The sequence below is a fragment of the Salinimicrobium catena genome (assembly GCF_900102915.1).
Lineage (GTDB): Bacteria > Bacteroidota > Bacteroidia > Flavobacteriales > Flavobacteriaceae > Salinimicrobium > Salinimicrobium catena.
In genome coordinates this window covers 192,211-217,677 of record NZ_FNGG01000002.1, presented here as the reverse complement: position 1 = coordinate 217,677, position 25,467 = coordinate 192,211, and the positions used below count along the sequence as shown (strand labels likewise).

Below are 25,467 nucleotides of genomic sequence, written 5' to 3'. Positions count from 1 at the left end.
TCCTTTTCTTTATATTAGATGGTCCTAATTTGTATTTTTGCTCCAAACCCGAAGTTGCACTATGGCTAAGAAGAAAGCTCCCCAGAAACAGAAACAGCCCCGTTTTACCAAGCCTTCCCTTACCCTCTCACCTAAGAACAAGATCATTTTAGGCAGCTTTTTATTCTTGTTTGGGCTGGCACTTCTTATAGCTTTTATATCCTTCCTTTTCAACTGGCAGGCAGATCAAAGCGTGCTTTCCCAACTTGGGGACAGGGAAACCCAAACTCAAAATTTGCTTAGCAAGTTCGGTGCAGGCATAAGCCACTTTTTTATTTATGACGGTTTTGGGATCGCTTCTTTCGCCCTGGCTGTACTCACTGTAACTTCAGGTATATATTTCTTTTTCAATCTCAATAAGAATGCGCTGAAAAATTTCTGGTTTTGGGGTATCCTGGTAATGATCTGGTTATCGGTTTTCTTCGGATTCTTTTCCGGTTCCAATTCACTTTTGGGAGGCACCATTGGGTATGAAATGAATGATTACCTTCAGGATTACCTGGGCTTCACCGGAACCATTCTTCTCCTTACATTTTTACTTGTGGTCTATCTGGTGGCACGCTTAAAGGTCACTCCTGAAAAAGTTCTGGCAGTATTCAGAAACACAAAACAGGAGATATCTGACGATTTTAAAGCCCCGGAAAATCGTCCTGCTCCCGCAGTGCAAAAAACTGAAGCATCTTTTAAAGATCCTTCCGAAGAGAAGCAGGAACCTTCCGAAGTCATTATAGAAGAAGAGGAAAAAGAAGAACCTTCTAAGCCACAGGCCGCAGCCGAAAAAGTGGTAATTCGCTCTGAAGAAGATCCGGACGATCTGGAAATGGAAGTCGAAACAGCCACCGAAGAAGAAGAGGTGGAAGACAATTTGAGCACCAAACTGGTGCAGGATTATGGGGAATTCGATCCTACACTGGAACTTAAGAATTTCCAGTTCCCTACCCTGGAACTGCTAAAAGACTACAATGCCAATGGCGGCGGCATCACTATCAATCAGGAAGAGCTGGAGGAGAATAAAAATCGTATTGTAGACACTCTTAAGAACTACAAAATTGATATCGCGCAGATCAAGGCGACAGTAGGGCCAACCGTTACGCTTTACGAGATCATTCCTGAAGCCGGAATTCGAATTTCAAAGATCAAAAGTCTGGAAGACGATATCGCGCTTTCGCTGGCAGCCCTTGGCATCAGGATCATCGCGCCAATCCCCGGAAAAGGGACCATCGGTATCGAGGTACCTAACAAGAATTCGACCATGGTCTCGATGCGCAGCGTGATCGCTTCGCCCAAGTTCCAAAAAGCCGAAATGGAGCTGCCAATGGCCCTGGGAAAGACCATTTCAAATGAAACCTTTGTCGTAGACCTTGCAAAAATGCCTCACCTGCTCATGGCGGGTGCAACAGGACAGGGAAAATCTGTAGGACTCAATGCCATTCTCACTTCCCTGCTCTACAGCAAGCATCCTGCGGAAGTAAAATTCATCCTGGTAGACCCGAAAAAGGTAGAACTTACCCTTTTTAACAAGATAGAACGCCATTATCTGGCCAAACTTCCTGATACGGAAGACGCGATCATTACAGACAATACCAAGGTGATCAACACCCTGAATTCGCTGTGTATCGAAATGGACGAGCGTTACGAGCTGCTCAAGGAGGCCATGGTGCGAAATATTAAGGAATACAATGCCAAGTTCAAGGCCCGTAAGCTTAACCCTGAGAATGGCCACAGGTTCCTGCCATACATCGTATTGGTGGTGGATGAGTTCGCCGATCTAATCATGACCGCGGGAAAAGAAGTGGAAGCGCCCATTGCCAGGCTGGCACAGCTTGCCCGGGCTATCGGTATTCACCTTATCATCGCTACCCAAAGACCTTCGGTAAACGTAATCACGGGTATCATCAAAGCGAACTTCCCGGCAAGGATCGCCTTTAGGGTAACTTCAAAGATCGACTCAAGAACTATTTTAGACAGTCAGGGCGCCGATCAGCTTATTGGAAAGGGAGATATGCTGTTCACCCAGGGGAACACTCTGCTGCGTTTGCAGTGTGCTTTTGTGGACACTCCCGAAGTGGAAAAGATAACCGAATTCATCGGGTCTCAAAAAGCCTATCCGGACGCCTATCAGCTGCCCGAGTACAGCGGAGAGGAAAGTGGCACAGGTCTTGATATTGAAGTAGGCGATCGGGATAAGCTCTTCCGCGAAGCCGCTGAAGTGATCGTCATAGCCCAGCAAGGCTCGGCTTCTTTGCTTCAGAGAAAATTAAAATTAGGTTATAATCGTGCAGGAAGGATCATCGATCAACTGGAAGCCGCAGGAGTGGTAGGACCCTTTGAAGGCAGTAAGGCAAGACAGGTTCTGGTACAGGATCTTGAAGGCCTCAACCAGTTACTGGATGAGTAAAAAACTATAAAAAGATAAAATGAAAAAGTTAGGATTGTTAGTGTTCGCATTTTTAGTAACCATGATGGCAAAAGCCCAGGCGCCTAATGATGCCGAAGCACTACTGGATGAAGTCTCTTCTAAGGTGGAAAGTTATGACAACATCCTCATTGATTTTAAGTACTCCCTTGAGAACACTGCAGAAAATGTGAAGCATGAGACCCGCGGAGATGTGAGCCTGAAAGGTGAAAAGTATCTTTTGAACATCATGGGTACCACCAGGATCTTTGATGGAAATAAATTGTACACCATTATTCCTGAAGATGAAGAGATCAACATCTCCTCATACGACCCAGAAGATGAGCAGAACATCACTCCCTCAAAAATGCTTACCTTTTACAATGACGGGTATAAGTCTGAAATGGGAAAGGTTGAAGACCTGAAAGGAAGAAAGATACAATATGTGAACCTTACTCCTATTGACTCCAATGCCGAAATTAAGAACATTCTTTTAGGAATTGACAAGCAAACGAAGCATATTTACAACCTGATTCAAACGCAGGATAACGGCACCAAGATCACTATTACTGTGAACAGTTTTAAGACCAATCAACCCCTGCCGGAATCATTGTTCCAATTCAGGGAAGACAGGTATAAAGATTACTACATAAACAGGCTAGATTAGAATTGAAGATCCTTGACAGGTACATACTTACCAGCTACCTAAAAACATTTTTTTCGGTCTTTGTAATACTCATGTTCATCTTTGTATTGCAAACCATATGGCTGTACATAGGAGAACTGGCTGGTAAGGACCTGGATTTTGTGATCATTCTAAAATTTTTGCTGTACTTCAGCCCAAAGCTGGTACCGCTTGTACTCCCGCTCACCATTCTGCTGACCTCGATCATGACCTTCGGAAATTTCGCCGAAAACTATGAATTCGCGGCAATGAAATCTGCAGGTATTTCCCTGCAACGGGCCATGCGTTCGCTCACGCTATTTATTTTGTTGGTAAGTGCAACAGCTTTTTTATTTGCCAATAATGTCATTCCGGCGGCAGAATATAAATCTATTAACCTTAGAAAGAACATCGCTCAGTTGAAACCTGCCATGGTCATTTCTGAAGGGGTCTTCAATGATCTGGGAGAGATCAATATCAAGGTTGATGAAAAGAGCGGAAACAACGACCAGTACCTGGAAAACGTCATTATCCATAAAAAATCTCCCCGCCGCTCCGGAAATTTTACGGTGATCAAAGCCACCAAGGGGGAATTAGTGGGCAGTACAGATTCTAATATTCTAAGCCTGATCCTTAGGGATGGAAATTATTACGACGAGATCCAAAGCAATTCACCTTCAGGGCGACTGAAAAAACCCTTCGCAAAAAGTTATTTTAAGGAATATACGATCAACATGGACCTTTCAGGGTTCAATGAAGTTGATCTCAACGAGGAGCGCTACAGCAACTCCCACAACATGCTTAAGATCTCTGAGCTCAACCAGACCATCGACTCCTTTTCCACCTCGTACAATGAAGAGGTCCAGGGACTTTCCAGAAACCTATATGCAAGAACCGGACTTAAAAGCCTGAACAAGGACCTCAAACCCACAGATACAGATACAGTAAGAGATCTGGAAGAAGGAATCCTTCCGCTTTATGAACCCTACAGGGCGTCACAGATCATCAACCTGGCTCTTGGAAATATAAATGGCGCGGTGGCCACCGTAGAGTCCAAAAAAGCGGAACTCACTATGGCTGCCAAAAGGCTCAATAAATTTGAGATCGCCTTACATGAAAAGTATGTGCTGGCGTTTGCCTGTATCGTGCTCTTCTTTGTGGGAGCGCCTTTGGGAGCCATTATCCGTAAAGGTGGAATGGGTCTGCCTATGGTGATCGCCATCCTGCTTTTTCTCACCTATCACTTTATTGGGATCTTTGCCAAGAACAGCGCAGAAGAAGGAACTATTAGTCCTTTTCTGGCCACCTGGCTCTCTACCCTTATTATGTTGCCCCTGGGAATTATCCTCACCTACAGGGCCACCACAGATCAGGGACTATTTGGGTTCAGCGCTCTTTTTGAGCCCATCAAAAAGTTGCTGAAAAAAGCGCATATCATGGGCCGAAACGAAAAGGATTAAATATCTTTGCCCTCAATTAGAATTTACAGGCATGGCCAACGAAAACCCCTTCAAATTAAACAGTATTAAAGAAGCAATTGATGACATTAGGGCCGGTAAGGTCATTATTGTTGTTGATGATGAAGATCGTGAGAACGAAGGTGATTTCCTCGCGGCAGCCGAAAAGGTAACGCCCGAAATGATCAATTTCATGGCTACCCATGGCCGCGGACTCATCTGCGCACCCCTTACCGAAAAACGCTGTAAAGACCTCAACCTGGAAATGATGGTGGGTAATAATACAGATCCGCTGGAAACGGCTTTTACCATCTCAGTGGACCTAAGAGGACAGGGAGTTACCACAGGTATTTCCGCTGCAGACAGGGCCAAAACCATAAGGTCTTTGATAAATTCTGAAACCCAACCGCAGGACCTTGCCCGGCCCGGACACATTTTTCCGTTAAAGGCTAAAGAAGGCGGAGTTCTTCGCAGAACAGGTCATACCGAAGCCGCCATAGATTTTGCCCGACTTGCCGGATTCGAACCTGCAGGAGTGATCGTGGAGATCATGAACGAGGACGGAACAATGGCCAGACTGCCTCAGCTGGTAGAGGTCGCTAAAAAATTCGACCTGAAACTGGTCTCTATAGAAGACCTTGTTGCTTACCGAATGCAGCACGATTCCCTCATCGTCAAAAAAGAGGATTTTGATATAGAAACCCGTTTCGGAACTTTCAGGCTAAGAGCTTATCAGCAAACCACAAATAAGCAGGTGCACATTGCCCTGACCAAAGGAGCGTGGAAATCTGATGAGCCGGTGCTGGTAAGAGTGAATTCCACCCTGGTCAATAATGACATCCTGGGAACGCTTACCAATGATGCCGAAAAGAAACTTGATTTCATGTTCAAAGCGGTCAATGAAGAAGGTAAAGGCGCAGTAGTTTTCATCAACCAGGAAAGCCAGTCTTTAAATCTTCTTAATCGTCTAAAAGAACTTAAAGAGATCCAGAAAAAAGGGGAAATGAAAGCCCCTCCTATCGTCATGGATACCAAAGACTTCGGAATTGGGGCTCAGATCCTTCACGACCTCGAGATCCACAAGCTAAGACTACTGTCAAACACCAAACAGACCAAACGGGTAGGAATGATTGGATATGGTCTTGAGATCATCGAGTACGTAAACTACTAGTACTCGATAATAGTTTCTTCCAGGGGCCTGCGGACTTTTTTAAGTTCAGCAAAGAAATCATCCTGAGAACGATAACCGACTGGTAAAGCCAAAACTGACTTAAGGTTATGCTCATCCAGCCCAAGAATCTCATCATATTTTGATGGCTCAAATCCTTCCATAGGGCAGGAATCTATCTCTTCAACCGCGCATACTGTCAATAAAGTTCCCAAAACCAGGTATGCCTGGTGTGTCGCCCACACCCGAACCTCATCAACTGGTTTGTTTTCGAAATCGCCTATAAGCGATTCCCTGAAAGGATGCAGAATATCATCCGGCGTATTGCGTATATCCTTTACATACTTGAAATAATTCTCAATAAAGGCTTTTCCCACCTCTTTCTCGATACAGATCACCAGGACATGTGAAGCAGTACCTACTTGGTTTTGCCCGTAAGAAGCATCCATCAGCTTCTGTTGCAGTTCTTTATTTTGAACCACCACTAGTTTCAAAGGCTGAAGCCCATATGAAGTAGCCGTTAAATTGAAGCTTTTCTTCAGGATCTTCACCTTATCATCGGGAAGGATCTTTGCTGCGTCAAATTTCTTGGTGGCATAACGCCATTTTAATGCTTTTACACTCTCCATCTACCTAATTTTAATGCAAAGATAAACATTCCTTAAGGGAGAGCGCTTCAGCTATACAATAGAAAAAATTTAAGCCGCTATAAACAGAGACTTTCCGGAAGATCTAATTCCTCTTTTTCCTATTCTTTTTTTGAAGATATGGTTGGAAGATTTTTTTCAGAAGATATCCACTCACCAGCAATACTATTAATAATTCAATTCCAATAAGCAAATAAATAACAGTCATGTCCTTCTTCATTTTCAAAATCAGAATGACTTTTGTTAAAAATCAGAAAGATTTCAGGTGAACCCCAAAAGTAGTTTAAAGCTCTGTTAAATCTTGCTGTTTTTCACACAACAATTACAATTTATAACACAACTTTAAAATAATGTTAGAAGAATATATTTTAGGTTTAGATGAACCTTAACGTTTTTACAACAAGTGTTAGCTGTATACATAGTAACTGCTCCGCAGTTGCGGTATATAATAGGCTTAAGTCCTATTTTAGCAAACCTAATATAAATTTTGAATGAAGTTATACATAAGGGCCTTACCTGTTGAAGACATAATTGGGGATCTAGCTAAAGAATTAGATACTCCCATAGAAAAAGATGCAGGAGAATTAACATTACAGCTTCCTCCTAAAATTGGAGAGGGTTTCGTACGCGGAACCAGTTTTGAAAACGGAGTAGGGATCATTGAATACTATTGCACATTTTTTCAGGACCTGGAGCTGCACTTCACGGTCAACAAAACACAACCTCTAAAATTCATTTTTTGTTCGGAGGGCAGAGTAGATCATGCCTTTGAAGAGAATCAGGAGATCCACACTGTAGATACCTATCAAAATGTGATCGTCTCCAGCAGTGGCCATAACGGTCACATCCTGTTCTTCAAGGCCAATGAGACGGTGCATATATCAAGCCTGGAGATCATCAGGGAAAAGTTCAGCAAAAGGAACAACTATGATTTTGAAGGCCTGGAACCAAGGCTAAAACAGCTTTTTGAGGATTCTGTCGCTGAAAAACTGTTCTTTTACCAGGGCAATTACAGTATACAGGCCGCAGATATCGTAGAAGAGATCAACCACAAAGAAGTTTCCGGTTTTCTCAGGTCCATCTTCCTGGAAGGCAAGGCCTACGAAATGCTTGCCAAGCAGATCAACCAGTACCATGATGATCAAAACGAGGAAAAAAGACCTACCCTCCTACGCCGCACCGATGTGGAAAAGGTAAAGAGGGCGGTAGAGGTGATTAATGAGGACCTCACTAAAAATTACTCTGTAGACCATCTGGCCAAAGAAGTAGGCACAAATGTCAACAAGCTCCAGGAAGGCTTCAAGTATATGTTTGACCTTACCGTCAATAAATACATGCAACAGGTAAAACTGGAAGCCGCCAAGGAATTACTTAGCAATACAGACCATAATATTTCTCAAATAGTCGGGATGATAGGCCTAAATAATCGAAGCTATTTTTCAAAGATCTTCAAGGAAAAATATGGCGTAAGCCCGAAATATTTCCTTCAGCCAAGGGATATAGAGCAGGATTAGAACTATTCCCCTTTATTCCTCCTCTTCAGTAAGCGGAAGTTGAATGGTAAAACAGGAACCTTTTCCTTTACCCTCACTTTCGGCAGAGATTGTTCCGCCATGCGCCTGCACGACCTCTCTGGCTATAAAAAGGCCTAAACCTGTAGAAGATTCGCCCCCGGTAGGCTCTGCACTCAGGGAGGTGAATTTTCTAAAGAGGTTTTTGAGATCATCACGCGTAAGTCCCGGCCCGGAATCAGCCACTTTAATTACGGCTTTCTTACCTTTTTTCTGAAGGCTCACCTTGATACGGTCATTGGCGCCCGAGAATTTGATCGCATTGTTCACTAAGTTATCGACCACTTCTGTGATCCTTTTTAGATCGGCATAGACTCTACAGGTTTTCCCCGCTTTAAGATTCAATTCCTGGCCCTTCTTTCTGGCCGGGGCCATGTTTGCATCGACAACGCCCCGGATCACTTCAGAGATCTCCACCATTCCAAGGCGAAGCTGCATAGAATCTGAATCTTCTATAGCCGATTCAATCAGGGAATTAATGGTATCTGCCATTCTGCGGCCTGCGTCCTTGATCTGTTTGGAGATATCGTCAATAGCAGCAGGGTTTTCTTTGTTTTCCATGATAAGCTCTGCCAGCAAAGGCATAATGGAAACAGGATTTTTAAGTTCGTGCGCGGCAGTGTTGAGAACTTTATAATGATGTTGCACGGCGCAGCGGGCTTCCAACTGTAATTCTATCTGGTTCATGACCAGTTCTGCCAGGCTCTTCAGGATCTCTTTTTCTTCGGAAGACACTTTACGCGGTTCTTTGTCTATAACACAGAGAGTACCCAGTTTATAACCTTCTTTAGTGCGCAAGGGAACCGCAAAATAGAACTGAAGCCCCATCTCTCCTGCTACCAGGGGATTTGCCAGCGTCCTGGGATCTTTTCGTGCATCTTCCACAATGTAAATATCGTCACCAAGAATAGCCGAAGCACACAGTCCTGGGTCCCGCGGAATTTCGCTCACCTCCAAACCGTGTTTGCTTTTAAACCAGATCCTGTCAACATCTACCAAACTGATGATGGAAATGGGCACTTTCAATAATTTCGCAGCAAGTTTTGTTATTCCGTCAAAACTACCATCGGGAGGAGTGTCAAGCACGCAGTATTTGTTCAGTAACTCTATCCTTGCAGTTTCCTCTTTAGTGGAACCGGTAATCTTTGGGTTCATCATCTTCCCGCAAAAATTTAAATTTTTTTAAAGATACATAATTCTTAAAGAAATCCTAATTTACAACCCTAACCTATTAACAGTCAAAACTTACCGTTCATCGAGAAAGAGTTTCTAAAGCGGTTTCTATCTCAATTCCCTTTTCCAGGACCGGAAGAAATAATTTAGGTTTCTCCCTGATCCTTTCCGGCATGGTCTTGATAGTGAAATCTCTCATGTCCAGCCCCGGTTTTACTTCTTTCCAGTCTAACGGTGCCGAAACCGTAGCTCCCGGTTTTGGTCTTGCGCAATATGCCGCCGCCAGAGTTTGCCCTTTGCGGTTCTGCAAATAATCCAGATAGATCTTTCCTTTTCGTTTTTTGACATTCCGCTCCATAGTAGTAAGATCTGGCAATTCTTCCTGTATGAAATAACACAGGATCTTGGTGAAATCACGGGCTTCCTCATAAGTATATTTTGCGCCTAAGGGAATATAGATATGAAGCCCGCTGGAGCCCGAGGTTTTCACATATCCCTTTATTCCTGCCCGGTCCAAAACCTCTTTTCCTGCCTGGGCCACCTCGATGACCTGTTCAAAAGTAGCCTTTTCTGAAGGGTCGATGTCGATCACTGTATAATCTGGATGCAAAAGACTTCCTTTCCTGGAATTCCACGGATTCAATTCGATACACCCCAAATTCGCGAGGTAGATCAAATTGGCTTCATTCTGGCAAAGCACGTATTCGATCTCCTTTTGATTGTGCTTTGAAAATATCTTCACCGTCTCCAGCCAGTGCGGAAATATTCCTGCGGTATCCTTCTGGTAAAAGCCTTCTTCCTTTATTCCGTTTGGATGGCGATGCAGGTTCTCGGGCCGATCCTTCAAAAAGGGTAAAATATATTCTGAAATTTGCAGGTAGTAATCAATGAGATCGTACTTTCTCAAACCAGAGTCTGGCCAATAAACCTTGTCAAGGTTGCTTACCGGCACAGAGATCCCGTCGATCTCCAGGGATTCACCCGATCTTTTTTCGGAAGGTTTCTGCTTTGGTGCCTCTACTACTTTTTCTTTGTTGATCTCTGCCGGCACCTTGTCAAATCGTAATCCTTTAAACGATGGATGCCGCATATTGCCAGATTTTGTCCATTCTGAAAATTTGACCTCACAGATCAGTTCCGGAAGCAGCCAGGTGGGTTTTCGCCCTTTCAAATTCAGTTTCCTTCCAAAGGGATTCTCCTCTGTGATCAGCGGCTGAAAGCGCTCGAAAAGATCCCTGCGGTCTGCCTCGCTGAAACCGGTACCGCAATTCCCAATATAAACAAGCTCCTCATCGCGATGCATTCCCAGGATAAGGGAACCAAAAGGCGCGGCAGAATCAGAATCGGTATAACCACAAATGAGCGCTTCCTGGCCTTCAAAAGCTTTTATCTTGAGCCACTTATCGCTTCTGCTTCCCGGAAGGTAATGGGAGTCGGCCTGTTTGGCGATCACGCCTTCCATGCCTGCAGCTATTGCCTGCTCAAAAAAGCTTTTTCCCATGCTCTCCACATGATCGCAATAGTACACCTGGGGTATATCTTCGATCACCTCCGGAATAAGACTCTTTCGCTCCACCAGCGGCAGGTGCATGATGTTATGGCCGTTCAGAAACAGCAGATCAAAAACGTAGTAGCGCAACTCTCCCGAAGGGTCGTTCTGGTAGTTCTGTAGTTTCTGAAACTGTGGCTTTCCTTCCTCATCCAATACCACAACTTCCCCGTCAAGAATGACATCGTGGGGAATACTTTTCAGGTTTTCGTAAAGCGGGGCAAATTTGTTCTTATAGGAAATCCCGTTGCGGGAATAAAAATCAACTTTCCCGTCCTGGATATTTGCCAGCGCCCGGTAGCCGTCCCATTTGAGTTCATATATCCAGTTCGCTTTGTTAAAGATCTCAGGCGCCTTTGTGGCAAGCATGGGTTTGATGAGCTCTGTGATCTTGAGCTCTTTTACCTTTTCTGAAGCTGCATGTTCGCTTAGATTTTCGGCATCGTAATCAAGTTCTGTAGAATATTCATCTTTTTTTTTGATCAGCAGCCACTGGTTGTCCTTCTCTCCTCCCCGCCTGGTATGCACCAGGGCAAAGGTTCCCTGGATCTTAGTACCCGAAAATGATAATTTGAGGTCTCCTTTTTTCAGCTGTTTTAAAAGATCTTTTTCGGTGCCCCCGCCAGCCGGCTCATAGGTACCTTCATCCCAGATGCTCATTTCTCCCGCGCCATAATTACCTTTGGGAATGGTTCCTTTAAAAGTGAGATATTTTATTGGGTGATCTTCGGTCATTATAGCCAGGCGCTTGTCTCGAGGATTCATGGAAGGCCCTTTTGGCACTGCCCAACTTTTGAGCACGCCTTCCATTTCAAGCCGCAAGTCATAATGCAGCCTGGTCGCCCGGTGCCGCTGAATGACAAATCTTAAATGTTCTTTATTCTTATGGTAAGTGGCTTCGGGTTCAGGGGTCTTGGAAAAATCCCTTTTTCGCTTGTATTCATCCAGTCCCATTTATGAGGCGGTTTTTTTCTTCTTCTTTTTATCAAGGCTGGCTTTCAACTGAGCCATAAGATCTTTTGCGGGAGTAGGCTTGGATTCGAATTTTTCCACTTTGGTCTTTTTGCCTCCGCGTTTGGCCTTGATGATCTTCAGCAATTGTTCGTTGTAAATGTCCTTGTACTTTTCGAAATCGAATTCTTCGGTGTACTGCTCGATCAGGGATTTTGCCATATCTACCTCCTTTTTGGAAACCTTGGTATCGGGCAGTTTAAGATCGGCAGGATCGCGGATCTCATCTGCAAATCGTATCACATGTAAAACCAGCGCATCTTTATACACTCCAATGAGACTCAGGTTTTCTTTCGCCCTCATCACAAAAGTGGCTACACCCAGTTTGCCGGTATCCTTTAAAGCATTCTTCAACAGGTTATATGACTTCTCACCATCTTTTTGAGGCTCCAGGAAATAAGGTTTTTTGAAGAGAACATCTGCAACATCCTTTTCTTCGATGAATTCCTCTATGTCAATAGTCTTGGACTTTTTCATGTTTGCCTTGTCAAAGTCCTCCTTTTCAAGCACAACGTAACTGTCATCCTCCTTGTATCCTTTCACGATGTCTTTCCATTCCACTTCCTCCCCGGTGTTTTCATTCACCCTTTTGTACCTGATGCGCGCCAGGTCACGCTTGTCAAGCATGTCCAGGTCAAGCGTTCTTTCTTCACTTCCGGAATAGATTTTAATGGGTATCGAGACCAGACCAAAACTTATGGTCCCATTCCAAATAGACCTCATAACTGTGGGTTTAGGATGTTCTTCCCTACAAGATAATGGTTTTTAGCGCAGTTTCAGAAGGATTAGTAAAGCCTTAACTCACAGAACCGCAACCCCTTAGCCAAGCGTTAATTTTTTAGGAAAAGTCCGCTAATTCTTTCTTAATCGCTTTTGAAAGTCCTGTAAAAGCAGGTAAATTAAGGTGGCAATTTTTGAAAACCACGCTAAAATATCCTCGTTAAGAGGAGTTTCAGCTTAAAAATAGATCAAATATGAACCGTCTAGAAAAAAAAGTAGCTATTGTCACGGGGGGTGCGACGGGAATTGGAGAAGCCATTTCTAAGCTCTTTGCCCGGGAAGGTGCCAAAGTCCTGGTAGTGGGCATGCCGCAGGATCCTGTAAAGGATGTGATCAATGAAATCAAGAAAGAAAAAGGAGTCGCCATTGGATATTCGGCCGATATTTCTTCTGAAGATGACGCCAAAGGCGCGGTAGAAGCTGCCGTGAAGAACTGGGGCAGGCTGGACATCCTTATCAACAACGCAGGGGTTTATCCCGAAGTGAACAGCCTGGAATCTTATTCTGTAGAGGCATTTGACAATTTGCTGAAAAATAACATCCGCACCGCTTTTCTCATGACAAAATATGCGCTGCCTGAATTGAAAAAGACCCGGGGCTGCATTGTTTCTGCAGGTTCTGAAGCGGGAAAAATTGGCCTTGCCAACGTCACTCCTTATGGAGGCACCAAAGGTTTTATGCACGCCTTCATGAAAGGAGTCGCGGTGGAACAGGCTAAAAACGGGATTCGGGCTAATTGCGTGGCTCCCGGACCTATTGACACTGCCTGGACGCACAAAGAAACCAGCGGGATCAATAAGACTATGGAAAAACAGCTCATTCAGGCTACTCCGCTTGGAAGACGCGGTACTCCCGAAGAGATCGCCAATGTTTACCTTTTCCTGGCATCAGATGAAGCCTCCTATGTCACCGGCGCGGTCTATTCTGCCGATGGCGGAGTTACTGTTGCCAAAGGTGCTGTAGGCGGCGATATACCTTCTAAACTGGCCAAAGAACCGAAAGGAAAACTAGACCTTAAGCACCAGCAGGATGGTGCGACCTCAGTAAGATAATTTAACCATTCTAAATATTGAATTAAATGCCTTTAAAAGCAATTTTTCTAAACTGTACCCTCAAAAGATCTCCCGAAACTTCCAATACTCAGGCTTTCATTGCCAATGCCGAAAAGATCTTTCATGAGCTAAATGTGGAAACGGAAAGCATTCGGGTGGTGGATCAAAACGTGAAATTCGGAAACTCCTCAGATGAAGGAGAAGGCGATGGCTGGCCCGGCATCCTGAAAAAGGTGAAAGAAAGCGATATCATGATCATCGCAACGCCCATTTGGCGGGGAGACCGCAGCGCCGTAGCAAAGATGGTAGCCGAACGTTTTGACGGGATCTGGAGTGAGGCCAATGAAGAGAACGGCCAATATCCAACCTTCAATAAGGTCGCCGGTGTCATGGTAGACGGAAATGAAGACGGTGCGAAAAAAGCCATTTCCAGCATCCTTTTTGACCTTTCAGAACATGGGTTCACCATTCCCGTGAACGCTTTTAGTTATTACGTGGGTAAGGCAGGTCCGGGGCCGGCTTATATAGAAGCCGAAGGCGACAAGCACTTTTTCACCAACAGGAACCTTTATACCATGGTCTACAACATGGTACACCTGGCCCAAACTTTAAAGGACAATAAATATACCTCCAACCTTAAAGAACTGAAGGAAAAGGCGAAAAAGATCAGCAAAACCGAAGAGTAAATCAAACTAAAAACTAACCAACCAATTTTCTATTATGCTTTCATGGCTCATCCATATCGTAGTTGATTCCCTGGTCTTACTGGCAGCTGCAAGCGTATTTCCAAAAGTAGAACTGCGCGGGTACAGAACAGCCCTTATTGTGGCCTTATTGATAGGTATCCTGAGCTTTTTCCTCAGTTGGATCCTCACCCTTATATTGAACATTGCTACCCTGGGGATCTTCTACTTCCTGGGACTTGGCTTTGTGACACGGGTACTGGCCTATGCAGTGATCATTGAGATCGCCGATAAATTCAGCCGGGATTTTAAAACTCACGGATTTGCCCCGTCTCTTTGGCTGGCAATAATACTGGCGATCGTTGGTGCCATTGTAGACGCTATTATCCTTTAGCTCTCAGATACTGTGGCGGCCATTCAATGTCGATTCCAACATTTTTAGCCGCTTCAAGAGGAAAGTAGGGTCTTCTCAAAAGTTCCCTGCCCATAAATATGAGATCTGCCTGGTTTTGCTGAAGGATCTCTTCTGCCTGATCTTCATTGGTGATCAAACCTACAGCTCCGGTCATAATTTTGGCCTCTTCTTTTATTTTACGAGCGAACTCTACCTGATAGCCTTTATTTGCAGGAATTTTTGCATTAGGAACCATTCCGCCGGAAGAACAGTCTATAAGATCCATCCCCTGTTCTTTCAGCATTTGACTCAATCTTACGGAATCGGTTGCATTCCACCCGCCTTCTACCCAGTCGGTCGCAGAGATCCGTACGAATAAAGGCAGTTCTTCCGGCCATACTTCTCTTACGGCTGAAACCACTTCTAACAAAAGCCTGCACCTGTTCTCGAAAGATCCGCCGTATTCGTCTTCCCGAATATTACTTAGCGGGGAAAGAAATTCGTGCAGCAGGTAACCATGAGCTGCGTGGATCTCCACCACCTGAAAACCCGCTTTCAAAGCCCTCTTTGCGCCCTCGCGAAAGTCATTTATCACCTTTTGAATTCCGGCTTTATCCAAGGCTTCAGGTGCCGGATTTCCTTCATAAAAAGGAATAGCAGAAGGAGCTACGGGGGTCCAGCCGCCTTCCTCCTTTTCAAGAAGCCGGTAGCCTTTCCAGGGGCTGGTCGTAGAAGCTTTCCTTCCGGCATGAGCCAGCTGAATTCCGGGGACACTTCCATGCTTTTTCAGAAACTGCACGATCTCAGCCAATTTCGTAATATGCTCATCCTTCCAGATCCCCAGATCATCTGGGCTGATGCGCCCTTCCGGGGAAACCGCGGTAGCTTCAGAAAGGAGCAACCCCGCACCTCCAACCGCCCGGGTTCCTAGATGTACCAGATGCCAGTTATTGGCAAAGCCGTCTTCACTGCTGTACATGCACATGGGCGAGACCGCGATGCGGTTCTTCAGGTCAATGGTTCTAAGCTTTAACGGGGAAAACAATGCGGGTGAGGAACTCATATTTTTTCCGTCTAAAATAAGAAACTATCTGTTAAGTCTTTATTAAGCAGCTTGCCGCAGCCTCCAACACTTTGTATATTAGGATAATACCACAAAAACCAATCATTATGAAGTCTATCCAGATACCTTTAAATAATCTCGAAAAACGAACTTTTATTTTCTTTTTGATCCCTGTGTTACTCCTTTTCTTTAGTCCTGGGCTACTGGCACAAAAATCTACCGTGGTTACCGAAGCAGGCGCGGTAAAAGTAAAAACCTTGGCTGAAAACCTGGATCATCCCTGGGGCATGGCTTTTTTACCCGATGGCCGCCTGTTGGTTACCGAACGTGCCGGCACATTGAGAATTTTGGAAAAAGACAGTGTTTTGACCGAACCTTTACAGGGTACTCCTGAAGTCTTTGCCAAAGGACAGGGAGGAATGCTGGATGTGGCTCTTGACCCTAATTTTGAAGAGAATAATTATATTTATCTGTCTTACTCAGAACCCGGAGATAACGGCACCGCCGGCACTGCCCTGGGCCGCGGGAAGCTGGAAAACGGCAGCATTTCAGATTTTGAAGTAGTTTTCAGGATGGAACCTAAAGTTGAGGGTCCCAATCACTTTGGCGGCCGTATAGTGTTCATTGATGACAATCATCTTTACCTAACCCTTGCAGAAAGGTTCAAATTTGACCCGGCACAGGATCTTTCTAACCATCTTGGAACCGTGGTGCGCATTCATCCCGATGGCACTATCCCGCAGGACAATCCTTTTGTTGGGGACGAAAACGCACAGGATGCCATCTGGTCTTACGGCCACAGGAATATTGAAAGTGCGGCCATAGATCCGGATACGGGCACTTTTTGGGTAGCCGAAATGGGTCCAATGGGTGGCGATGAGCTCAATCGTCCTGAAGCAGGAAAGAACTACGGCTGGCCGGTGGTTAGCTGGGGAGACAATTACGACGGCACCAAGATCCCCGATCCCGATACAAGGCCGGAATTTGCAGATGCGGTCATAGTATGGACACCTACCATTTCTCCTTCGGGGATGATCTTTTATACCGGTGATCACTTCAAGGAATGGCAGGGTGACATGTTCATTGGCGGCCTAACGAGTACCGGCCTGGTGAGAGTACAGGTAGACGGTGAAAAAGCCGAAGAAGTTGAAAGAATCCCCCTGAATCTTAGGATAAGGGATGTGGAACAGGCTCCTGATGGTTCGATCTATGTCTTGACCGATGAAGATAACGGAAAGGTGATGCGACTCAAGCACCTAGAATAATGGCCGTTGTGCATGCGGTCTAGCCCGAAGTAAATATTTTCTATATTTGGGCAAACCGACCAACTATTTATGAATGCTGCTCTCCTGGTAGAAAAAGGGTTTAAAAAACTCATTCCTGCCCCTTTTACCCTGGCTGTTTTGCTCACGCTGGCAACCATGCTCCTGGCTTTTTTCTTTACCGGAAACCCAAGCGTAGACAGCGCAGCCAATATTCTCACAGCATGGCAGTTTGGAATGTGGGATCCTCCCCTGCTCGTTTTTGCTGTACAAATGATGCTGATCCTGGTACTGGGTCACGTACTGGTATTAAGTAAACCCGTTTCCCGGCTCACCACTAAGCTCACTTCAGTAGTTCGCAGCAATACAAGTGCAGTGGTCGTGGTAGCGGTCTCCACCATGCTTGTGGCCTTTTTCAACTGGGGCCTGGGGCTTATTTTTGGGGCTATCATGGCCAGAAAAGTAGCTGAAACGGCCAAAATCAAAGGCTTCAGGATCAATTATCCGCTAATTGGGGCTGCAGGTTATACAGGTTTAATGGTATGGCACGGAGGGATGAGCGGAAGCGCTCCTTTAAAGGCTGCGGAAGAAGGACACCTGGCCAGCCTGTTTCCGTTAGCTGAAGATGCAGCGGTACTACATGCCTTACCTTCCTTCATTTCAACCGAAGCTACAATTTTCTCTTCCTGGAATCTGTTATTGTTTGCTGTGCTCTTAATAGTAATTCCCGCTGTGCTTTACCTGGTATCAAAAGCTGCACCGGCGAAGGAGATCGAGCTGCCAAACGAAAAACCTGTGCATCGTAATAAGATCATTGAAGGGGCCGAGCGGCTCGACCATTCTAAATGGTTGAACGCGCTCTTCGGGATTCTCTTACTGGCAGCCTTTTTCATTAGTTACTGGGAAAATATTCTCAGTGCGAACCTGACGCCCAACATGCTGAACTTTCTCATGCTGGGTCTGTGTATTCTCATGCATGGTTCCTTTGTTTCTTTTCTTACAGCCCTTGATGAAGCTATTGTGGGCGCTGCGGCCATTTTGATCCAGTTCCCTTTATACTTCGGAATAATGGGGATCATGAGAGAGACCGGAATGGTAAATGACATTGCTTTTTTCTTTGCCGGTATCGCCACCGAGATCAGCTTGCCTGTCTACACCTTCTTTAGTGCCGGACTGGTAAATATCTTCGTGCCCAGTGGAGGTGGCCAATGGGCAGTACAGGGTCCGGTGGTATTGGAAAGCGCACTTCAGCTCGGGGTGCCATTAAATAAAGCTATTATGGCCTTTGCCTACGGCGACCAGATCACCAACATGTTGCAGCCGTTCTGGGCACTCCCCCTGCTGGCAATTACCCGGCTTAAAGCAAGGGAAATACTGCCCTACACGCTCATCCTGATGGTAACCGGCACTGCGATATATATAACAGGTTTGTTACTGATATAAACCCCTTTCAGGCTAACACAAATTCAGAATTATTCACTAAATTGTAGGTAACCTGATCTGCACCTGCAGTTAACGTTGTGGCCTAAAATCATCTTATTATGGCTGTAGTAATTGTAAAACACAAAGTAGAGAATTACAAGAAGTGGGAGGGCTTCTACAATGATGATGTGCAACGGCGGCAAAATGCAGGACTAAAAGAGATCGTGCACGGCCGTAACGTGGACTCTCCAAATGAAGTATACCTGATCTTTGAAACCGATGATGCCATGAAGGCCAGGGAATTTCTCAGAGATCCCGAATTAAAAGAAGTTATGGATGAGGCCGGCGTTCTGGACAAACCGGAAATGATTATACTGGAAAAATAGAGTCAATGTAATGGTATCCTGATCACGGTTTCCACTCCTCCTTCCCCTTCAGCGGTATTGCTTATTTCAAAAAAATAATCGTTGTGATAAAGGTTTTTGAGCCGGTCATTGATATTGACAAGGCCTACGCCGTTCTCAAGCAGCTCCTCATGTTTTGATGCGATGGCTTTCCCGTTGTTAGCCACCTTTATGACCAGCCAGGGTTCTTTGGCCTTTACCGAAATAGTGATCTTTAGATCTGTATGATCATATGAATATCCGTGCTTTATTGAATTTTCGATCAAAGGCTGCAACAGCAGGGCTGGCACTTTCTTTTGCAGCAGGCTATCATCGATATCCCTGACTATGGTTAAATGGTCTGAAAAACGCACGTTCAGGATATTGAGATAATATTCCAGTGTTCGCAGTTCCTTTTCCAGGGTTATCTCGTTGTCATCTTTGCTATACAGGATCTCCCGCAAAAAGTCACTCAGGTCTGCAATGGTGTCTTTAGCCTTTTCCTTATCCACATCGGCCAGTACAGCAATGCTGTTGAGCGTGTTGAAGAGAAAATGCGGCTGTAGTTGAGAAGAAAGCATCTTCATGCGGGTATTAACCAGCTGCGTCTCCAACATGCCTCGTTGCTTTTCGGCTTCCTTGACCTGCTTCACGTAGTAGTAAGTGTAGATAATGAAGACCATGGCAAAGTAGATGAGAAAGTTGAGATGGATCACATACATAAAGCGGTGCAGACTTTCGGCTAACTGGTATTCAGCAAGAGGGATCTGACCGGTAATTATACTGAACAGGTCAAAAATAAGCCTGATGATCAAGCCTATCAAAATTGAAAAAACGGTATGAATGATTATGATCCTAACCCAGGAGTAATTTTTATGTAAGAAACGTTTGGTACTAATGGCGATGAGGCTCATATAGGTCACTACCACCAAAAAGTCGATAAGAATGTTGAAGACCAGGAAATCGAACCAGGGCTCCATGACCTCTTTTGGAAAGCTGCTGCGCAAATAGGCATACCTGGCAATAAAGACCAGGTCGAACAATGCATAGAATCCTGCCAGCAGCAAGATCAGCTTAAGATCTATGTATTTTTTAAGAGCAGAAAATCGCATTTTAGACACCCATTTTTTTCAAAAAATCCTTCTTGTTCGATTTGCTGATATGCAATAATTTGTCATCGCTCATTCTAACATCTACTTCAGAATATTCTGAATGCACCAGTTCCTTTACATAGTTCACGTTCACTATGGCCGATCTATGTATCCGAAAGAAAAGGTCGTTGTCCAACATTTCCATCAGGTTTCCTAAAGATTCCCGAAGCACACATTTTTTGTTCGCGGTATAGATCTCTGCATAATACCCCGAGGCCAGGATGTACAAAATGTTCACAGGATCAATAAAAATGGTTTTGTTCCCCTGTTTCACCGGGATCTTCACCGAGGGCGCTGACCTTTTCGTTTCTTTGGAATAGATCAGAAACAATTCCTTAATCCTTTTTTCAAAATTGACATCGGCTTCTTTCCTGGTAATGTTGAGCACTTTGTTAATGGTCTTAAAAAACCGCTGGTCTTTGAACGGCTTTAAAAGAAAATCGAATGCATCTACATCAAAAGCCCTGCTGGCATAGTTATCGTAAGCAGTTACAAAGATCACTATGGGTTTTGGAGAAGTCTCTACTTTTTGAAGCACCTCGAACCCGTTCATATCTTTCATGCTGATATCCAGAAAAATGAGATCGGGCTTTTTTTCATTGATCTCTTTAATGGCCGTTTTACCATTTGAACATTCGCCCAAAACTTCTATTTCGGGCACCTCGTCCAGCAGATTGACTATGCGCCGGCGGGCCAGTTCTTCATCATCGATCACCAGTGCTTTCATAGATCACAAATTAATCCTATACAAGTTAAGATTAATTTGCTCATTTTTGAAGCATTACCTTCAGCTTCTGAAGGTATATGGCCACCGGGAAATCTCCCGGCGGCATACATTCAGTTCCTCATGGCATCAATTGCTCGCTACTTCATTCCTTTCCGCAGCCATACTGTTTATCTTCAGCGTTTTGCTTTTACTGCCATTCCTTAATTTAATGCGGTAAAACTCCTTATCGATAAGACCGTTTTCTCCCCTGCTTACCCTCACGTTCTTCACCATGGCCCAGCCTTTATGGTCTCTGTAAAGCTGCTCACGCAGGCTGGCGGGCAAGACGATGTTTTTGAATCTTTCTGAAATAGCGCCAAGATTTCCTTCTTTATCAAAATCGGCTTTTAACTGACCTTTTTTACTACTGAAGGTTACTTCGTAACTATCATAGTTCTCATGTCTAACCTCATCGATAAAATTATCAATATCAAAATAGGCTTCCATAAAGGCTATTGGATTGGCTTCAAATTCTCCCATATAGGACTCCTTCACATTAAAAGCATAACTGTTCCCGTCACGAACCACTTCCGAAGAAAGAGGGGCAAAACCTACCTTAGCCTCTTTAAGTTCTGTAATTTCCTGGGCCCGGCTCACGCCTGCCGCTAATACAAGTACGATACAAATTATTAAAGTTTTCATAGCACACATTTTTAGAGTTATTAATCCTTTTTACAGCCTGTACACAACTGATATAAAATATTTTACAGGAATAAAATTAATAGAGACAATGCCCTTTTTGAACTAAAAAGATGTGAGGAGAGATATTGAAGTAGTCAATGCGGGTTTTACTGAAGGGATCGGAAGCACCTGTTGATCTATAGCCTATTTGGGCTTTTACTTCAGGATTTGGATAGTTGAGATCAAAATCTTGGCAGTTCACCCTGAATGCTGCGGAAATGTAAAGTAGCCGCTCCTTTTTACTCGACTTCTCCGGTACCCTACATTCCGGATAAGAACTTTCAGCAGAAGCGGCACTATTCTAAATGAGGTTGAGGTCTTTGACGATCCCTATGAGGTGAGGTGTGGTACGCGCGTTGAATTGTTCTCTCAACTCCTTAAGGCGTTTTTCCACTGCACTTTTGCTGTTTGGGGAAATGTTCTTCTGTTTTAGCCTTTCCTGGATCTCATCCTGGGTGAACCCGTTGGAAATAAAGCTGAGAATGTTGATCTCGAAATCGCTTAGTGTAAAGAGGTTCTTCTGCTGCAGGGCGTTCTCAATGGTTTCGGAATTGTATTGTTCTCCGTTGTCAAGTTTTAGGATAGCCTCTCGCAGATCTCTCATTCCATGCTGGTCTTTGCACACGTAGCCTTCGATATTACCCGAATCCCATAGGGTCTTGACGGTCTGCGGATGGTCTTCAATGCTGTTTACCAGGATCTTGAGATTGGGATCTTCCTGTTTGAGCAATGCGATCAATTCTTTCCCGGAATTGATCTTATTGTGTTGATGGTCAATTTTAAAGGAGAGGTCGCAAATGAGCAGATCGAAAGGCTCGTCTTCGAGAATGGCTTTTTTAGCCATAAGCCAGGCCTTATCACAATATTGAGCATGTTGTACGTTATCAATATTCAGTTCCTTCAACACACTGGCCACTGCGTGGTTGACGCTGTCCATATCTTCTGCGACTAATACCTTTTTAAACATTCTTGATCTTCATTAAATAGCAGATCTTACAGATCTTTTCCTTTTCCAGGATCAAATATAATTCTTCTAACCTCTTAATGATTACGGTTTCCCGTAATTTGTACTCCTTTATTTACTTCCTGCCAACAATTTAGATGAAATAGCTGTTTATTCGTTAAAATTCTAATAACCTGCCGACCTTGCCGGTAAGGGCGCATATTTGCTATCGCTCAGCTGCCGCCTGTCCAGCAAACGGGGATCGGCGGTCATTTCCTGCCGGGAAACCCAGCTTAGGTTTACAGACAAATATCCCAGCTCATCTACCACAGTGCCGCGGCAAAGAAAGACCCCTTTGCTGTAAAGCGGATATTTTTCGGCTACCGCCGGAAACTGTACCGTGTCGAACACCTCTCCTTCCGCATCAAAAAAAGTGGCAAAAGCCATGAACTTACTGGGTTGGGTAGTTACTTTCTTAACAGTGATAAGGCTTCCGTAGATCTGTACCTCCTTTCCCACATGCTTCGGAAGTTCTGCCGCGGTTACCGCATTCTTCATGGGCTCTTTTAGCAGTGCAAAATGGCCTGCGAGCGAAAACCCCAACAGGGCTATTTGATCATAAGCCTCCACCAGGGCCGAATAGGAAAATTGGGGCAGGTCAAAATCCCTGTGCTTGGGCCTGAACAGCATTTGCTGAGAGAGAGGCTGCCGGCTCTTCTTCAGTTTAAAATGCGCTTTCCACAGCAAATGATGCTTATCTATACCGGTAAAGCGGAAGGCGTTTATCTTCAGCAACAAGGTCAGCTGGTCTAAAGGCACAGGCACCCGGTCAATGAAATCGTCAAAAGAGGTAAACGGACCAAAAAATTGCCTGTTTTCAAGAATTCGCCTTATCACGTTAGTCTCCAGCCCCTTGATCATTCCCAGCCCCAGGTAAATGTGCCTCCCATGAATGCTGTGAGGATGATCGCTTTTATTGATACAGGGTGCATGCACAATTCCGCCGCATTTTCTGATCTCTGTAAGGTAGGTTTCCGCATCGTAGAAGCCGCCGCCGTTATTTAGGGCCGCCACCATGAACTCCAGCGGAAAATAGCATTTTAGGTACAGGCTCTGGTAACTTTCTACCGCATAAGAAGCTGAGTGGCCTTTGGGAAAGGCATAACCCGCAAAAGAGGCGATCTGCTCCCAGACTTCAGTGATCAACTGCTCGTCATAGCCTTTATTCCTGCAGTTCTCACGGAATTTGACCGCGATCTTTTCCTGCTCTCCTTCCTTGCATTTCTTTCCGCTCATACTCCGGCGCAGGATGTCGGCCTCTTCAAAGCTCAATCCGCCGAAAAAATGGGCTATCTTCAACACATCTTCCTGGTAGACCATCACTCCGTAGGTCTCGGGCATGATCTCGTACAGCACGGGATTGGCCTCTTTTCGCGCTTCAGGGTCACGGTGCCTTCTAATGTAGGCTTCCTTCATCCCGCCATTGGAGACCCCGGGCCGTATGACCGAGCTGGCCGCCACCAGCCCCAGGTAGTTGTCGGTCTGCAGTTTGGTGAGCAGCCCCCGCATGGCCGGTGATTCAATATAGAAAACCCCCATGCAATCCCCTTTTTTAAGCAGGTTATTGATAGCAGGATCTTTTTTAAAGACCGCCACGTTCTCTATGTCTTCAAGCCGTGCCCCCGGCTGATTCTGCCTTATGAGTTCTATCGCATCCTTGATCTTGGGAAGCCCCCGCTGGGCCAGGATATCAAACTTGAAAATACCCAGCTCCTCGGCCACATTCATGTCGATCTGGATGGTAGGGAAGTTCTTGGGCGGCAAAAAAGTAGCGGCATAGCTGTAAACCGAATGATGGGTGATCATGATCCCGCCCGAATGCACACTAAGGTAGTTAGGAAAACCTTCTATCAAAGCGCCATAGCGCAGTACCAGTTTCTCGATCTCGTCAAGATTGTCATAGCTAAAAAATCCGGCAGAAAGTTTGTCTATGTCGGCTTTTGGCAGCCCAAAGACCTTTCCCAGCTCCCGTATCACCGCCCTGCGCTTAAAAGTGACATAAGTGGCCAAAAGCGCGGTATTTTCGTACTTTTTAAAGATGTACGCCGTCACATCATCTCGGTCTTTCCAGGAAAAATCGATATCAAAATCGGGAGGGGACTTGCGCTGGGTATTGATGAAACGTTCAAAAAAGAGATCGAGCTCCAGCGGATCCACGTTGGTGATCCCCAGGATATAGGCCACTATAGAGTTGGCACCGCTTCCCCTCCCAATAAAAGGGTAATTCTTTGATCGGGCATACTGCACAATGTCATAGTTGATCAAAAAATAAGAAACAAACCCCAGGTTAATAATGGCATGAAGCTCCTTTTCCACCCTTTCATGAACTTTTGCAGAAGCATCAGGGTACCGCTGCAGGATCTTTTCTTCACAAAGCGTCTTCAGTTTCTTTTCATCTTCTTCCTTGCTTGGGCCGTACACCTGCAGGTTCTGGTTCACCCGGTCTTTACCGAACCCGTAACTCACCCGGCAGGAGGCGATCAGGTTTTTGGTGTTTTCCAGGATGTGGGCAAAATCCTCGAATTCGGCTTCCAGGTGTTCAACAGGAAACATCTGGTGCGAAAGCGAAGCCTCTTCCTCTTTTGGCAGCTTGCTCAGCAAAGTGTTTCTGTCAATGGCCCGCAGCAGCCGGTGCGCGTTGTGATCTTTCTTACTGCGGAAGGTGACGCTTTGCAGCAGCACCAGCTTATCGCGGAAGTGGCGATATTTGGAAAACTTCAGTTTTCGCAGGCTTTCTACAGAAACCCCGATGAATTCATTTTCCCTGAAATGCGCTTTTTTCAAGGCCTCGACTTTTTCAAAAGGATAAATGACATAGCAGTGCGAAAGCACTGGGGCCTCATCTTTAAAATTCTTTTTCTGATGAAGATGACTCGATAAATGTTTATTTAGCTGAATGAAGCCTTCATTGTCTCGGGCAATGCCCACATACTGCTGGGAAACCCCGTTTCGGAAGTCGATTCCTATGAGCGGAGTGATGCCATATTCCGAAGAGAGCCGCACGAATTCCAGGCAGCCCGAGGTATTATTGATATCCGTTAGGGCCAGGGCCTGCACGCCATTCTTTTTCGCCAGTTCACACAGTTCCTCTACCGAAAAAGTTCCGTATCTCAGGGAAAACCAGGTATGACAGTTTAAGAACATCTTTTTGAG

The 25,467-nt window shown here is 45.0% G+C and carries 21 protein-coding genes; 11 read left to right on the top strand and 10 right to left on the bottom strand.

Going from position 1 to position 25,467, the window contains the following annotated elements:
- Positions 1–61: 61 nt before the first annotated feature.
- From BLS64_RS05615 to ribB, 4 genes are read left to right on the top strand one after another with little or no spacing between them, the layout of a single operon-like run.
- On the top strand, positions 62–2,437 hold the full coding sequence (locus BLS64_RS05615; RefSeq protein ID WP_093112536.1) for an FtsK/SpoIIIE family DNA translocase: 2,376 nt from the start codon (positions 62–64) through the stop codon (positions 2,435–2,437).
- A gap of 19 nt (positions 2,438–2,456) precedes the next feature.
- Positions 2,457–3,101 (top strand): LolA family protein, encoded by a 645-nt coding sequence (locus tag BLS64_RS05610; RefSeq protein WP_093112535.1) that lies wholly within the window; start codon positions 2,457–2,459, stop codon positions 3,099–3,101.
- Positions 3,102–3,103: 2 nt separating this feature from the next.
- The gene (locus BLS64_RS05605) at positions 3,104–4,558 is read left to right on the top strand and encodes an LptF/LptG family permease (protein ID WP_093112534.1); all 1,455 of its coding nucleotides are present in this window, start codon (positions 3,104–3,106) and stop codon (positions 4,556–4,558) included.
- A gap of 31 nt (positions 4,559–4,589) precedes the next feature.
- The gene (gene ribB / locus BLS64_RS05600) at positions 4,590–5,726 is read left to right on the top strand and encodes a 3,4-dihydroxy-2-butanone-4-phosphate synthase (RefSeq protein WP_093112533.1); all 1,137 of its coding nucleotides are present in this window, start codon (positions 4,590–4,592) and stop codon (positions 5,724–5,726) included.
- Here the strand turns inward: ribB and BLS64_RS05595 are convergent.
- Positions 5,723–6,352 (bottom strand): NAD(P)H-dependent oxidoreductase, encoded by a 630-nt coding sequence (locus BLS64_RS05595; protein WP_093112532.1) that lies wholly within the window; start codon positions 6,350–6,352, stop codon positions 5,723–5,725. The two genes, ribB and BLS64_RS05595, sit on opposite strands and share 4 nt — an antisense overlap.
- A 509-nt stretch (positions 6,353–6,861) precedes the next feature.
- On the opposite strand from BLS64_RS05595, the gene BLS64_RS05590 reads away from it, so the two are divergent.
- Positions 6,862–7,884: a helix-turn-helix domain-containing protein gene (locus tag BLS64_RS05590; protein WP_093112531.1), complete on the top strand. Its 1,023-nt coding sequence runs from the start codon at positions 6,862–6,864 to the stop codon at positions 7,882–7,884.
- Between the two features lie 12 nt (positions 7,885–7,896).
- On the opposite strand, the gene BLS64_RS05585 is transcribed toward BLS64_RS05590, so the two are convergent.
- The 3 genes from BLS64_RS05585 to ku form a co-directional block, all read right to left on the bottom strand.
- Complete coding sequence (locus BLS64_RS05585; protein ID WP_093112530.1) at positions 7,897–9,099, bottom strand: GAF domain-containing sensor histidine kinase; 1,203 nt, start codon at positions 9,097–9,099, stop codon at positions 7,897–7,899.
- Between the two features lie 94 nt (positions 9,100–9,193).
- Entirely contained in the window at positions 9,194–11,617 is a 2,424-nt protein-coding gene (ligD, locus tag BLS64_RS05580) for a DNA ligase D (protein WP_093112529.1), read from the bottom strand.
- Positions 11,618–12,397 (bottom strand): non-homologous end joining protein Ku, encoded by a 780-nt coding sequence (ku, locus tag BLS64_RS05575; protein WP_093112528.1) that lies wholly within the window; start codon positions 12,395–12,397, stop codon positions 11,618–11,620. It abuts the gene before it with no gap.
- A gap of 251 nt (positions 12,398–12,648) precedes the next feature.
- Here ku and BLS64_RS05570 point away from each other — a divergent pair, with 251 nt between their 5' ends.
- Genes BLS64_RS05570 through BLS64_RS05560 form a run of 3 tightly spaced genes read left to right on the top strand, consistent with a single transcriptional unit; the run spans position 12,649 to position 14,583 of the window.
- A complete protein-coding gene (locus BLS64_RS05570) occupies positions 12,649–13,506 on the top strand; it encodes an SDR family NAD(P)-dependent oxidoreductase (RefSeq protein WP_093112527.1) in 858 nt (285 codons plus the stop codon).
- A 26-nt stretch (positions 13,507–13,532) separates the two neighbouring features.
- The gene (locus BLS64_RS05565; protein WP_093112526.1) at positions 13,533–14,192 is read left to right on the top strand and encodes a flavodoxin family protein; all 660 of its coding nucleotides are present in this window, start codon (positions 13,533–13,535) and stop codon (positions 14,190–14,192) included.
- 34 nt (positions 14,193–14,226) lie between these two features.
- Complete coding sequence (locus BLS64_RS05560) at positions 14,227–14,583, top strand: phage holin family protein (RefSeq protein WP_093112525.1); 357 nt, start codon at positions 14,227–14,229, stop codon at positions 14,581–14,583.
- On the opposite strand, the gene namA is transcribed toward BLS64_RS05560, so the two are convergent.
- Positions 14,573–15,646, bottom strand: coding sequence for an NADPH dehydrogenase NamA (gene namA, locus BLS64_RS05555; protein ID WP_093112524.1), 1,074 nt, complete (start codon positions 15,644–15,646; stop codon positions 14,573–14,575). The two genes, BLS64_RS05560 and namA, sit on opposite strands and share 11 nt — an antisense overlap.
- A 107-nt stretch (positions 15,647–15,753) precedes the next feature.
- On the opposite strand from namA, the gene BLS64_RS05550 reads away from it, so the two are divergent.
- The 3 genes from BLS64_RS05550 to BLS64_RS05540 all read left to right on the top strand — a co-directional run bounded on the left by BLS64_RS05550 (position 15,754) and on the right by BLS64_RS05540 (position 18,716).
- Positions 15,754–16,911, top strand: a complete 1,158-nt coding sequence (locus BLS64_RS05550; protein WP_093112523.1) for a PQQ-dependent sugar dehydrogenase — start codon at positions 15,754–15,756, stop codon at positions 16,909–16,911.
- Between the two features lie 69 nt (positions 16,912–16,980).
- Complete coding sequence (locus BLS64_RS05545; RefSeq protein WP_093112522.1) at positions 16,981–18,351, top strand: short-chain fatty acid transporter; 1,371 nt, start codon at positions 16,981–16,983, stop codon at positions 18,349–18,351.
- A gap of 98 nt (positions 18,352–18,449) precedes the next feature.
- Positions 18,450–18,716, top strand: a complete 267-nt coding sequence (locus BLS64_RS05540) for a hypothetical protein (protein ID WP_093112521.1) — start codon at positions 18,450–18,452, stop codon at positions 18,714–18,716.
- A gap of 2 nt (positions 18,717–18,718) precedes the next feature.
- Here BLS64_RS05540 and BLS64_RS05535 read toward each other — a convergent pair whose 3' ends face one another.
- The 5 genes from BLS64_RS05535 to BLS64_RS05515 all read right to left on the bottom strand — a co-directional run bounded on the left by BLS64_RS05535 (position 18,719) and on the right by BLS64_RS05515 (position 25,458).
- Positions 18,719–19,825: a sensor histidine kinase gene (locus tag BLS64_RS05535; protein ID WP_093112520.1), complete on the bottom strand. Its 1,107-nt coding sequence runs from the start codon at positions 19,823–19,825 to the stop codon at positions 18,719–18,721.
- 1 nt (position 19,826) lies between these two features.
- Positions 19,827–20,591 (bottom strand): LytR/AlgR family response regulator transcription factor, encoded by a 765-nt coding sequence (locus BLS64_RS05530; RefSeq protein WP_093112519.1) that lies wholly within the window; start codon positions 20,589–20,591, stop codon positions 19,827–19,829.
- A gap of 126 nt (positions 20,592–20,717) precedes the next feature.
- A complete protein-coding gene (locus BLS64_RS05525) occupies positions 20,718–21,272 on the bottom strand; it encodes a hypothetical protein (protein WP_143019278.1) in 555 nt (184 codons plus the stop codon).
- 340 nt (positions 21,273–21,612) lie between these two features.
- On the bottom strand, positions 21,613–22,278 hold the full coding sequence (locus tag BLS64_RS05520) for a DNA-binding response regulator (protein WP_093112517.1): 666 nt from the start codon (positions 22,276–22,278) through the stop codon (positions 21,613–21,615).
- 162 nt (positions 22,279–22,440) lie between these two features.
- On the bottom strand, positions 22,441–25,458 hold the full coding sequence (locus BLS64_RS05515; protein WP_093112516.1) for a DNA polymerase III subunit alpha: 3,018 nt from the start codon (positions 25,456–25,458) through the stop codon (positions 22,441–22,443).
- Positions 25,459–25,467: the final 9 nt, after the last annotated feature.